Raw genomic sequence first — 12532 nt, 5'->3', positions numbered from 1 at the left:
TGTGCGGAGCCAAAACATGGATATCCATGATAGAGGATGAATATACCGATAATCTTGTCCAATCGTTGAAAATCAACTATCGACAAGGAAATTATTTCGGTAAAGTAGTAACAATAGATCAATTATAACAAGGAAACAGAATGAAATACGGAGAACAAATCGTCGAAAATTTTGATATCGAAAAAGATTTCGAAATATGGCCGAATCAACATGAGCGTGACTATGTGATTAAAGTAACGCTGCCGGAGTTCACCTGTCTGTGCCCGCGCAGCGGATATCCCGATTTTGCGACCATCTATGTAGAATATACGCCGGATAAATGGGTAGCAGAACTCAAAGCTATCAAACTCTACATTAATTCGTTCAGAAACCGCCATATTTCGCACGAAAACAGTGCAAACGAGATCTACAGCACATTCGAGCAAAAAATCGCTCCTAAGCGCTTAAAAGTGGTTGCAGACTACTATCCCCGCGGTAATGTTCATACGGTGGTTGAGATTGACAGTGAAAAAATGGTGAAAGAAAAATAAAAAGAAGAAGGTCAGATTCCCGACTCGGTCGGGAAGGTAGAGATACTATATCAACCGAATTTACCGGTGATGTACTCTTGCGTCAATTTTTCTTTCGGAGTAACGAACAGCTCTTCTGTGTGACCTAATTCGATAAGCTCTCCCAAATACATAAATCCGGTGTAATCGCTTACACGCGCTGCTTGCTGCATATTGTGGGTAACGATGATGATGCTGACTTTTTCTTTTAACTCAATAACCAGCTTTTCAATTCCCTGTGTTGAGATCGGATCAAGTGCTGAAGTCGGTTCGTCAAAGAGCAATACTTCCGGTTCTACCGCAATCGCACGGGCGATACAAAGGCGTTGTTGTTGACCGCCTGAAAGACCGTTTGCATCGTTTTTAAGACGATCGCTTACCTCTTTCCAGATCGCTGCATCTTTGAGTGCTTTTTCGACACGGTCATTGAGTTCCGTTTTGTTCTTAATCCCCTGCAAACGCATCCCGTAGGCGACGTTATCAAAAATCGACATCGGGAATGCAGTCGGTTTTTGGAAGATCATCCCGATTTTGGTGCGAAGATGGATCAAATCTTCTTTTGGATCGAGGATATTACGCCCTTCGAACTCGATTTCACCTTTATAGGCATTACCCGGATAGAGATCGTGCATTCGGTTAAATGCGCGTAACAGTGTAGTTTTTCCGCATCCAGAGGGTCCGATAAGTGCTGTAATCGAGTTTTTTGCGATCGGCATAGTTACTTTTTTTAAACTTGGTGCATCGGCACCTTTATAGGTAAATTCAAAATCACGTACCTGAAGTGCGCATTCGTCTTTGATATCGATAATACTTGCCATTGGTTATTTCCCTTTTCCAAAGTATAAAATAAGTCGTCCCACAATATTGAGACCTAAAATAAACATCGAGAGGATAAAGGCAGCAGCCCATCCTAACTGTTGCCAATCCGCATAAGGGCTGATCGCATAGTTAAACATCGTAACCGTAAGCGATGGCATTGCATCGTTCAGATTGGTTGTAAAAAAGTTATCGTTAAACGAGGTAAAGAGCAATGGTGCTGTTTCACCTCCGACACGGGCAATACCGAGTAATACACCGGTCAAAATTCCTGCTTTAGCACCGCGATATACAACATCCATGATTACCTTGTATTTTGGTGCACCAAGGGCAAATGCCGCTTCTCGAAGTGTACCGGGTACGAGCTGAAGCATATCATCGGTGGTGCGTAAAATGATAGGGATCATAATGATCGCCAAAGCAATAGAACCCGCCCATGCGCTGAAGTGACCCATCGGCATAACAACGACGGCATAGACAAACGCTCCGATAACAATCGAAGGTGCAGACATCATAATATCGCTGATATCGCGGATCAAATGGGCAAGTTTGGAGTTCTTGCCATATTCACTAAGATAGGTTCCGGCTAAAATACCGAGCGGAACTCCGATAACGGTAGCTAATCCTACCAAAATCGCTTGGCCGACGAGAGCATGTTTGAGACCGCTTTCGGCATATCCCGGAGGAGCCCCTTCATAGATAAAGATATTCCAGTTGAGAGCACCTACCCCTTTCATCACCAAAACACCCAAAATCCAGAACAAAAATGCGATAGCGACCACCGCACTCAGGGTTGAGAGGGCGAGGATGATTTTATTGACTAAAACCCGTTTTTGAACCGCAGTCATACTCCTCTCCTTTCTTTACGCAAAAAGTAAAACTTGGCAATAGAGATGACAACGAAACTCATCACCAAGAGAATTAACGCCAACTCAAACAAGCTGGAGAAATAAAGCGATCCGTCGGCTTCGGCAAATTCGTTAGCCAATGTTACCGGAATCGAAGTTGCCGGATCGGTAATGGATTTTGGAAGTTTGTGGACATTCCCCATTACAAAGGTAACGGCCATTGTTTCACCGATTGCACGACCTAAAGCCAAAATAATTGAACCGATAATACCGGCGCGTGCATAAGGGATGATAACGTCTTTGATTACGTCCCACTGTGTACCGCCGAGGGCGTATGCCGATTCTTTGAGAATATCGGGGGTAGTGTTCATCGCATCACGGGTAACCGCTGCCATAAACGGCAAAATCATAATCGAAAGTACGATACCGGCACTGAGAAGTCCGATCCCCATACCTCCGAAAAGATCGCGGATGATCGGTACAAAGTAAAACAATCCCCACATCCCGTAGATGACGGATGGGATAGCCGCGAGGAGCTCAACACTCACACCGAAAAATCCTTTGATTTTATCGTGAGCGATTTCACTAAGGAAAATAGCAACACCGATAGCTACCGGGATAGCAAAAAGCATTGCTAAAAATGTCGAAGCAACCGAGCCGAAAATCGCGGAATATGCACCGAATTTTTCGAGATTCGGAGCCCATTCGTCTTTGGTAATAAAATCAAAGCCGAATGCGTGAATAGCTTCCAATGACTGGTTATAGAGCTCTACAAATATCCATGCGACAATCACGAGGATTAGCAGGGCGCTAAAACGGGTTAGATTGGAGAAGATTTTATCGATCATGCAACACCTTGCCTTAGAATTAGGTAAGAAATTTTATTACATCATGATTACAACACTGTTACGGACTACTAGTTGAACGCCATCGGAACAAGTCCCGATTGGCTACGCTTGCCGCTATGGCACATGAAGCGAAGCGGAAAGCCTAACGAAGTGCAGGCAAACGCTTGCCTCTATCGAGGCAGAATTTTAACCATATTAGCGCCTCTTCATGAGTATTGATTTCTTGATTAAGTTGGGCTTCATAGGCCTGTTCTAAAATATCTTTAAACGCTTCAGACGGTGTCAATCCTGCTGCAATAAGATCGCGTCCCATAAGCAGCGGCAAAGGGGGTTTATACAATACACCTAAGCTTTTTGCACGTTCTAACAGCCACTCTCCGGCTTCAAAGGATTCAGGTGTTTCACCGATAAAAGTACGCCCAAAAAAATCGGCTTTGGCGACACGGATAAGATCATCGATACACACATGGGTACTAAGGCGGAGAATATCGCTATCCGATGCGTGGATCTTGTGAAGTTTTCTCGGTGATCCGTGATAACGGACTAGAGGTAAAACTGCATCGATAAGGGATTTGTCTTCTGTAATCCGCGATAACCATATTTGAGCAATTTCAGTCCCGATTTCTGCATGTTTCGGTGCATTGAGAACGCCGTCGACAATAGCTGTGGTATCAGGTTTGCCGATATCATGCAATAACATTGCTAACATTAAAGTGAGATCATGCTTGGTCTCTCCGGTGCGCATGGATGCCATAAAATCGATGCACATCTGCAGATGCATCCACACAGAACCCTCAGGGTGAGATTGTAGATCCTGCGGTGTAGTTTCAAATCTATCAAGCGGCGAGAAAAAAGGAAGTCCACCCATCTCTTTGAGGAGTGTCAGTCCTAAAGAGGGGCGTGCACTTTGGAGTAACAGTTTTTTAAGTTCTTCAAAAATACGTTCTTTCGGGAGTTCTTCAAGAGCACCATGTCTAATCATATTACGGCATAATCCTAGCAGACGCTCATCGCAGGTTAGTTCAAATCGCGCCGCAAATTGTACCGCACGCAATACTCTTAAAGGGTCGTCGACAAAAGTCACGGGATCGACGCACATAAGACGTTTGCATTTTAAATCTTCTATTCCTCCGAAGGGATCGAGCAGTGTTTTTGTAATGGGATCATAGCCGATAGCATTGATGGTGAAATCACGACGGCGGGCGGCATCGGTAAAAGCAATATTGCTTTGCCATGCTACATCGAAACCTTTATGTCCAAATCCCGATTTGGATTCGGTGCGAGGAGGTGCAAAATCAATCGTGTAGCCGGCATAGGCGAGTTTTAGGACGCCGAAGCTTTTTCCAATGAGGTTTATTTTTCCAAACGGCTGAAGAAGTGTTTCGAGCGATTCAATTGAATGTACTCCGTAGAGTTCGATATCCAAGTCGTTTGTCGGATGCCCGGTAAATGCATCTCGAACAAACCCTCCGACGAGTATCGGTTTAATTCCGGACTGGTCAAGATGTTCTATCAGTTGCACCAAAGGATCGGGAAGAGCGATCATTTTTTGGACAGACCATTTTTTTGGATTAGAGGATCAAGCGAAAAGCCAAATGTTGAACCGATTCCTAATGTACTCTCGATGGTGAGGGTGGAGTCATGGAGTTTGAGGATATAACTGACGATAGAGAGCCCCAACCCCATTGAATTGTCCCAACGATTTTTATGGACGCGATAAAACTTTGAGGTGACTTTATCAATCTCCGTCGGAGCAATGCCGATCCCTTTGTCGGTAACACTAAAGCTATGCTCGTTAAGGGTAACGTTCACCTCTTCTTCGGAGTATTTAAGCGCGTTATCGACAAGATTGGTGATGATCAGTTCAATCATCGTTCGATCGGCGTATACGGTTTTGGAGAGCCCGGTATACTTGATGGAACGTGAGGGGTATTTGACCTGTAAAATAGAGATCGATTCATGGCACACATCGGATATATCAAATAGAGTCGGTTTTATCGATAGGTCATTGTTCTCAAGTTTGACTGAGAGCGCCAAGCGGTCTAGCATAAGAGTTACACGATGGGTATTGGCAAGGATTTTATCCAGAAATTTTTCTCTGATTTTAGGATCAATATTCAAATCGTCGTGAAGTGTTTCGGCGTATCCCATGATGGCGGCAATCGGATTTTTAAACTCGTGGCTGATGGCCGAGAGGATATCATTTTGCTGTTTGTTGATAAGACGCAGTTTCGCAGTGTGCTTGCGTTTTTGTTTATCGCGGTTTTGGAGCTTTTTAACCAGATTTTTGAGCATTATCGAGATTTGCAAAAATTCTCGGAAGTATTCGGGTTTTAAAATAGCTTTGTAATTTTTGGCGGAGATTTGATCTAAATAATGGGTGATTTGTAAAATATCATGGCGAGCTTTTTTAGATATTTTATAGGCTATAGCAAGTGCAATGGCAACTAAAACGGTAAAGGCGATAAAGAGTTTGATCCAAAGCGTATAAAAATGGTCCATAACCCCTTTTAAACTCATGGAAAGACGGAAATAGAGTATTCCGTGCGGAGTGGATAGTTTTTTTGCAACATATACAAAGTCGGTTTTTAGAGTTTTGGAGTAGCGGATCGTAATGCCGTAGGGCTTTCGCATCGACTCCATGATTTCCACACGGTTCGAATGATTTTCCATCATCTTTTTATCGGTGTCGCTTTCAGCAATGACTACTCCGTTTGCTGCGACGACCGTTAAACGAAGATGGGCTTTTTGTGCAACAGAGTGTGCAAGAGAATCGAGATCGTTTGAACTCATGATCTGGGGTTCAAGAAGCTCAATGCTTTGTATAAGCCGCTCTTTACCATCTTCAATAATCATTGTTTTGAGGGTATAAAAACTAATAACCGAGGCAACCAAAAGAGCGGCGGTAAAGAGACCTAATATATTGAGGAAAAAAAGCTGATGGATTCTTAGCACAGGGTGTATCCGACTCCCCGTACTGTTTTAATATACTCTTTGGTTTTATCGGGATCGATTTTCTCTTTGAGACGGTTGATAGCGACATTTACGGTACGATCTTGGAATACTTCTTCGCCTCCCCAGACATGTTCGAGGAGGTAATCGCGGTCTAAAACGACATTTTGGTTTACTATCAATGCATGGAGAAGATCAAATTCGAGTTTGGTGAGCTCGATATTTTCACCTTCTATCGTTATTGAACGTGCGGCGAGATTGAGAACAATATCCCGGTAGGTGAGGTTCCCTTCGGTTGAGAGTTTCTTAGTACGGCGTAGCATCGCTTTTACGCGAAGTACAAGCTCTTTCATGCTGAAAGGCTTAGTGATGTAATCGTCACCGCCGCGCTCAAATCCCTGCTCGATATCTTCATCTTTATGTTTGGCGCTGACAAAGATGACGGGAGTGTGAATCCCTTTTTTTCGAAGGGATTCGACGAACTCACTCCCTTCGGCACCGGGGAGATTGCGATCCATCAACATCAAATCGACATGTTCTTCTTCCAAAACTTCCAAGACATGCTTTGTTGTTAAAAAACCGATCGTCTCAAAACCCTCTTTGGCAAGATGGTACTCCATCAGTTCCAAAATATCTTTTTCATCTTCGACGATCACAATTAACGAACTCACGGCGTGTCCTTTCTTTTAGTTGTAGAGTTGAATCTCTCCGCCTTTTTGTGCGTAGAGCATAAGTGAAGCAATATTAACGGCTCGGTCGCCGATACGCTCTAATTTGCGTAATGTTCCCAACACTTTGACGTATTCGATTGAGAGCTCATTTGCATTGATAATCAGAGTCAGGAGCTCTTTTTCCATAATTGAAAAGAGGTCATCGTTTTTTGATTCTTCAACCATTACTTTGCGATAGATATCATCAGCGTCGCATCGTTCCATATCTTGCAAACATTCTGCAATGTATTGTAACGCATGTAGAGTCGTTTTGTGCAGTTGAACAATCGCATTGCTCAAAACGCTCATATCGCATCCGCCTGCGCAGTGATCATGCAAACGTTTGCTGTATTTTTTAACCGCATCACCGATACGGTCTATTTCGTTGGTCATTTTCAAATACGCTACCAGTAAGCGCAACTCATCTGCTTCAGGACCGAAGAGGGCAAAGGTTTTGATAATTTCGTTATCGATCTTGTTGGCATCGAGTTGAAGATTTTTGAGATAAACCCGTGATGTCTCATACAAATCAATATTATCATTTTCAAAAGCGTTGAGTGTCTCTTCACTTGAGTGGATAATTTGGGAAAGCAGAGTTGAAATCATTCCACGGATTTCATTTAGTTTGTTTTCATAGCGTGGTAGCATTCATGTGCCTTTATAGTAAATGATAGTGCGCGATTATAACGTTACTTTATAACCGTGAGATTACAGAGAGGGCTTATGCTTTGTAATCGTTTCGTTACCCGAAGCTTTTACAATGTCGCCATCAAATACCAAGGACATATCCAATGCTAAGCAAAGTTACTAAAGGTTTCGTAATCGCAGCAGTTGCAGCGACATCAATCATGGCCGCCGACAAAATCAGTGGAGCGGGAGCTACTTTCCCGGCACCAGTATATTATGACTGGGCGTATAACTACCAAAAAGCGACACACACTCGTGTTAACTATCAAGCAATTGGTTCAGGCGGCGGTATTAAACAAATTTCTGAGCGTATCGTAGATTTCGGCGGAACGGATGCCCCATTGACTCCTAAAGAGTTGGATGCAGCAAAATTGTATCAGTTCCCGGCGGTTATCGGTTCAATCGTTGTTGCGTATAACATCCCAGGTGTTGCAGACGGACAACTTAAACTTAAAAACAGCGTTGTTGCTGATATCTTCGCAGGTAAAGTTACAATGTGGAATGATCCTGCTATCGCTGCGGACAACGCGGGTGTTAAACTTCCTGCTGAAAAAATCATTGTTGCTCACCGTTCAGACGGATCTGGAACTACATTCAACTTTACTGCTTACTTGAGTGAAGCATCTAAAATGTGGAAAAGCACATACGGAACCGGTAAAGCAATCGGCTGGGCAACCGGAATCGGCGGAAAAGGGAATGAAGGTGTAACTAACCTTATTATGCAAACTCCTTATACTATCGGTTATATCGAAGAAGCATACAAAGAGAAAAATCACCTTGCAGCAGCTACACTTCAAACAGCACAAGGTAAATGGGTAAAAGCAGACATGGCAGGATTCCAAGCAGCGGTTAAACAAGCAAAATGGACTAAAAAAGACCATTTCTACAGCTCATTGGTTATGCAAGACAATGCTTATCCGATCGTAGCGGCAACATTTATCCTTATGCCACGTGAAAAAGCGGATGTTAACCAAGAGGTTATCAAATTCTTTGACTATGCATTCCGTAGCGGCGACAAAGCGGCAGAAAAATTGGGTTATATCCCGCTTCCGGTTGAAACAACGAACATGGTTCGTGAATACTGGGCTGGAAAATAAGTTTTATATTCTATCTCTACCCCCTCCGGGGCGGTACCTCTAAGTGTATTACGTACATTTAAAGGTGCCCCTGTGGCACATTTAATCTCTCTTCTTCTTTCAATTCCTTAAGTTTTTCAAGTCTGTCCTTGCGTATGCGTTCAGGCTTGAGTTTTTGTTATATTTCCTCTATTAATTATTTATTTTCCTTATCGTAATCATTCTGTAATGTAACACGTATGTAATCTATTTTTTCTACAATGACGCCACTAAATAACAGGAGTGAATCTTATGAAAAAAGTAGTGTTATCTGCCCTTGCTGCGGCAATGATGAGTGGTACGGTTTATGCCGATACATTGACACTTTATACTGATGCTAAAACAGGTCAAGTATTTACAACAGGCGGTGAAGGCCGTGTTGAGATGGGTGATTTTATCGATGCGAAAACTGTTGATATGGCTCAACGTGATAGCGAGTCTTCATTCTCTGAATACAAAGAAGGTATGAAAAAATACGTTAACGTTAAATCTCATGCAAAAACTCTTGATTTCAGCGGTACACATTACTTCGGTTTGACAAGTAACTCATACGGAGAAAAAAACTGGAATGGCGGAGATAAATCAACAGGTTTCGAGCTTCGACGTAACTATGTTCAAGTAAAAGCATATTTTAATGACAAAGATTATTTCCGTGTAACGATGGATACAACAAAAGAGCTTGAATCCACAACATCATATGCAACTATGTATGCAAAATATGCATATCTTTATTTGGATAAAGTTCTTCCGTATACCGGTGTTGAAATCGGTATCGCTCACCGCCCATGGATCGACTATGAGGAGCATAACTCATGGTATTTCCGTTCAATCAACAAAGTTATCTTGGAAGACAAATTCTCAGTTGCAGCCGGTGCTGCCGGAGCATCAAAAAATGTTGGACCGGATGTTCTTAACTCAGCTGACCTTGGTGTGAACTTCCAAACAAAAACTCCGTATTTTTCTAGTGAACTCGGTATTTTCAACGGTGAAGGTTACCATGCAGATAAAGCGGCAAATAATCAACAAAACAGCAGTGATCTTTCATTTGAATGGCGTTTAACAGGCCATATCATGGGTAACGGTGAAAAAGTCGGTAAATATAAAGTTGACAAAGATACGTATGCAAATATCTCGTTTGCAGGACTCAGCAGTAAAAATCATAAAGATAATAATTTGATCGTTGATGACGCTGCAGAGTATGATCGCAATGCATACTGGTTCCACTTCGTATATAACCAACCGGAATTCTTGATCGCGGCTCAATACGATGTTAACAAAGATAAAGTACAAATCGGCGGGGCAGAGACAAAAATGAAAATGTACTCTGTGAATGCTGAGGTACGTCCGGCACAAGATTGGACACTTCTTGCACGTTATGATAATATGAAAACAGAATATTCTAATAGCGCTAGTAAAAATAATGCTAACGTCGGTGATGCAACTCAAATTATCTACGGTATAGCTTATGACTATAACAAAAACGTTAAATTCATTGCATCTGGTAAAACAGTTGATTCTAAAGATGAAACAACATTTACCCGTGCAGACTCAACAACCGCAACTCTTGGCGATGTTCTTGATAAACAAAGCTGGATGTTGACAACTGAAGTTAGCTGGTAATTCAGATATCTCTTCTTTCATTCCCGCATTTGCGGGAATAATTACCCTTCATTTATTTTCCGCTACAATACTCTTCAAACCAATTCAAAAGTAAGTACATTATGATCACTGTAAATTTGATATTCACAATCGCAGGGTTGTTATTTGTTTTAATCGCGTTAGTCGGAATTTATGTTTGGAGTTCTAAGGGCAAATCACCTCCTTCCTCCTCTGTAGAATCAGTCGAAACATTCGAATCGCTCAGCGCCGTAATCCAAAACCGTGCTTCGAGTAATGGACAGCTGAATCATGCAGTTGAGATGATTATAAACCATTTCGGGACGATTTCCCAGTCTACGCTTTCTGTTTATAAAAATCTACTTGAATCACTGTGTATCCATCCTCACACCGATTCTAAACTTGTTTTGCGTTTTGAGAAAGCACTGCGTCAGGCTAATCCTAAATATTCGCATGAAATCGAACAGGCTCTCGCTATGGGATTGGCAGCGCGGGGATAGTTAGCGCATATACTCGATCGGCACACTGATCGGTACGTTTTCCTGAGGTTTCGGGAAAAGGGAGACCGATGTTTTGATGAGTTCTTTAGCCGCATCATCAAGCGAATCGTAGCCGGAACTTTTGATAATTCGGATATTGTTCGCTTCCCCGTTTGGAGTGAAGTCGAATCCAACAATTACTTCTCCATACTGCTTTAAATTTCTTGCTATTTTTGGAAATTTTTTTCGTTGATTGAGAATTTCTTGAACCTTGTCCGCCTGGCCGTAAACGTATTCTTCTTTTTGATGTTTGGGCGGTTGTTCTTTCGGTTGTACAACAGGGGCTTTTAGCTCTATTGGCTCACTTATCGGTACTTTTTTTGGGATAACGATAGCGGGTGCCGGAGGCTGCGGCGTTGCAATAACGGCTTTGGGCACAGGTGCAGTTTCAATTGAAGGCTGTATCTTAGGCGGTGTTATCACGCGTGGCTGAATGGCTTTGGGTATAGGTGCGGGCTTTTGCGGTTCAAAGAGTTGGGGTGTTTTGGGTGGAAGTGCTTGAATCACTTTTGCCTGTGCCGGTATTAATAACTTAAGGACGATTTTTTCTTCAGCAGAAGGCTTTTTTTTATGTACCATACTCAGCCCCCCTACAAGAAGAGCTATTAATGCAGTATGGATACCTACTGAAAGAAAAAAAGGCTTAGTTGTGTGCACGTATGCTATAGGACTATTTGAGTTTCATTTCTACTTTAGACGAAGCTCGGAGTGATTCCGTTGTTTTGTTCATATAAGCTTTGAATTTTTCAACTTTCAAAAACTGTCCGATCTCTTTTTTGACTTGGTCAAGGGAGAGCTTTTTATCCCCTTGTTTCATTTTGTCGCCGTTAGCATCGTAAAAGGCTTTGATCTCAGCATCGGTTACCGTGATTTTTGCCATTTGCTGTTTCATCCACATATCGACAGCTAGATCGTCTTTGATTGCAGCGTATTGGGCTTTAAATGCAGCCGTATTTTGCATACCGCTTTTAAGCACCTGATTTTTGATAAGGGTTTGATTAACGAGTTGATCCACCACTTGCTTTTTCATTTTAGGATCAAGTTTGTCAAAGCTCATACCCGGAATCGCTTTGGCTAAAAATGCATTGGCATCGGTAGTGGTGATCGCTTTTCCGTCAACAGTCGCAAGTGTGGCCGGCGCGGCAAATGCAATGGAAGAAGAGAGAACGAGGGATGCTAAGAGGTGAGATAATCTCATGGAGTTCCTTTTGAACAAAAAATTACGTAATTATAGTGAGTGTTTGATACAAAAAGGTTAACATCCGTAATAAAGCGGTATGAATTGCTTTTCGCATTGGATTTGATTAGAATAGGCGGATGGATACTACCGAAAACGATACATTGCAGCTGGCGATTTACAAACAAGCGTTAGCCCTATATCAGGAGGGGAAATGCTCTGAGGTGCTCTCAGGAATGGATAGGATAATCCCTGAAGCGCTAAGCGCTTTATTCTTTGCTGTTGCAGGCTCATGTGCCCATGCATTGGGGCGATACGATGAAGCGGAACACCATTGGCGCAGTGCTATATCAATGCAGAAAGATTATATCGATGCGTATAACGATTTAGGGATACTTTTCAAGACGTTAAAACGATTCGATGAATCTGAATCGATGTTTTCTCAAGCGATAAAACTCGCTCCGCAAGATCCTAAACTCTATAACAATATTGCTAACCTTTTCAGAGAGACGGAATGTTTCGAAAAAGCGGAAACAGGATATAAAAAAGCGGTTCAACTCGATCCTCAGTACACAGAAGCCTATCGAAACTTGGGCATGATGTACAAAGCACTGCATCGATACGAAGAAGCCGAAACAGCCTATAAAGAGGCATTAAAGATAACTCCCGATTGTG

The 12532-nt window shown here is 42.4% G+C and carries 14 protein-coding genes; 5 read left to right on the top strand and 9 right to left on the bottom strand.

Annotation, left to right across the window (positions count from 1 at the left end; all coding sequences use genetic code 11):
• Positions 1–140 precede the first annotated feature (140 nt).
• Positions 141–530 carry a preQ(1) synthase gene (gene queF, locus PHP90_RS11825; protein ID WP_299930123.1) on the top strand — a complete coding sequence of 130 codons (390 nt, stop codon included), beginning with the start codon at positions 141–143 and terminating at the stop codon, positions 528–530.
• Positions 531–580: 50 nt separating this feature from the next.
• On the opposite strand, the gene pstB is transcribed toward queF, so the two are convergent.
• The 7 genes from pstB to PHP90_RS11790 all read right to left on the bottom strand — a co-directional run bounded on the left by pstB (position 581) and on the right by PHP90_RS11790 (position 7370).
• Positions 581–1366, bottom strand: coding sequence for a phosphate ABC transporter ATP-binding protein PstB (gene pstB / locus PHP90_RS11820; RefSeq protein WP_299930119.1), 786 nt, complete (start codon positions 1364–1366; stop codon positions 581–583).
• A gap of 3 nt (positions 1367–1369) precedes the next feature.
• Complete coding sequence (gene pstA, locus PHP90_RS11815; RefSeq protein WP_299930116.1) at positions 1370–2212, bottom strand: phosphate ABC transporter permease PstA; 843 nt, start codon at positions 2210–2212, stop codon at positions 1370–1372.
• Positions 2209–3060, bottom strand: coding sequence for a phosphate ABC transporter permease subunit PstC (gene pstC / locus PHP90_RS11810; RefSeq protein ID WP_299930113.1), 852 nt, complete (start codon positions 3058–3060; stop codon positions 2209–2211). The genes pstA and pstC overlap by 4 nt, the downstream gene beginning before the upstream one ends.
• Positions 3061–3202: 142 nt before the next feature.
• Entirely contained in the window at positions 3203–4606 is a 1404-nt protein-coding gene (locus tag PHP90_RS11805; protein WP_299930110.1) for an HD domain-containing protein, read from the bottom strand.
• Positions 4603–6015 carry a HAMP domain-containing sensor histidine kinase gene (locus tag PHP90_RS11800; protein ID WP_299930107.1) on the bottom strand — a complete coding sequence of 471 codons (1413 nt, stop codon included), beginning with the start codon at positions 6013–6015 and terminating at the stop codon, positions 4603–4605. The genes PHP90_RS11805 and PHP90_RS11800 overlap by 4 nt, the downstream gene beginning before the upstream one ends.
• Positions 6009–6683 carry a response regulator transcription factor gene (locus tag PHP90_RS11795; RefSeq protein WP_299930104.1) on the bottom strand — a complete coding sequence of 225 codons (675 nt, stop codon included), beginning with the start codon at positions 6681–6683 and terminating at the stop codon, positions 6009–6011. The genes PHP90_RS11800 and PHP90_RS11795 overlap by 7 nt, the downstream gene beginning before the upstream one ends.
• A gap of 15 nt (positions 6684–6698) precedes the next feature.
• A complete protein-coding gene (locus PHP90_RS11790; protein ID WP_299930101.1) occupies positions 6699–7370 on the bottom strand; it encodes a PhoU domain-containing protein in 672 nt (223 codons plus the stop codon).
• Positions 7371–7513: 143 nt separating this feature from the next.
• Here PHP90_RS11790 and pstS point away from each other — a divergent pair, with 143 nt between their 5' ends.
• The 3 genes from pstS to PHP90_RS11775 all read left to right on the top strand — a co-directional run bounded on the left by pstS (position 7514) and on the right by PHP90_RS11775 (position 10641).
• Complete coding sequence (gene pstS / locus PHP90_RS11785) at positions 7514–8506, top strand: phosphate ABC transporter substrate-binding protein PstS (protein WP_299930099.1); 993 nt, start codon at positions 7514–7516, stop codon at positions 8504–8506.
• Between the two features lie 270 nt (positions 8507–8776).
• On the top strand, positions 8777–10144 hold the full coding sequence (locus PHP90_RS11780) for a hypothetical protein (RefSeq protein WP_299930096.1): 1368 nt from the start codon (positions 8777–8779) through the stop codon (positions 10142–10144).
• Positions 10145–10245: 101 nt separating this feature from the next.
• The gene (locus PHP90_RS11775; RefSeq protein WP_299930094.1) at positions 10246–10641 is read left to right on the top strand and encodes a hypothetical protein; all 396 of its coding nucleotides are present in this window, start codon (positions 10246–10248) and stop codon (positions 10639–10641) included.
• Here PHP90_RS11775 and PHP90_RS11770 read toward each other — a convergent pair whose 3' ends face one another.
• Positions 10642–11259 (bottom strand): TonB family protein, encoded by a 618-nt coding sequence (locus PHP90_RS11770; protein WP_299930091.1) that lies wholly within the window; start codon positions 11257–11259, stop codon positions 10642–10644.
• A gap of 91 nt (positions 11260–11350) precedes the next feature.
• Positions 11351–11878, bottom strand: a complete 528-nt coding sequence (locus PHP90_RS11765) for a hypothetical protein (RefSeq protein ID WP_299930088.1) — start codon at positions 11876–11878, stop codon at positions 11351–11353.
• A 119-nt stretch (positions 11879–11997) separates the two neighbouring features.
• Between PHP90_RS11765 and PHP90_RS11760 the strand changes: the two genes are divergently transcribed.
• Positions 11998–12532: tetratricopeptide repeat protein (locus PHP90_RS11760; RefSeq protein ID WP_299930085.1), on the top strand; the 535-nt coding region annotated here is incomplete at its 3' end.

This window comes from Sulfuricurvum sp. (genome assembly GCF_028712165.1).
Lineage (GTDB): Bacteria > Campylobacterota > Campylobacteria > Campylobacterales > Sulfurimonadaceae > Sulfuricurvum.
The sequence above is the reverse complement of the archived record's forward strand: the minus strand, read 5'-3'. Positions and strand labels throughout refer to the sequence as shown.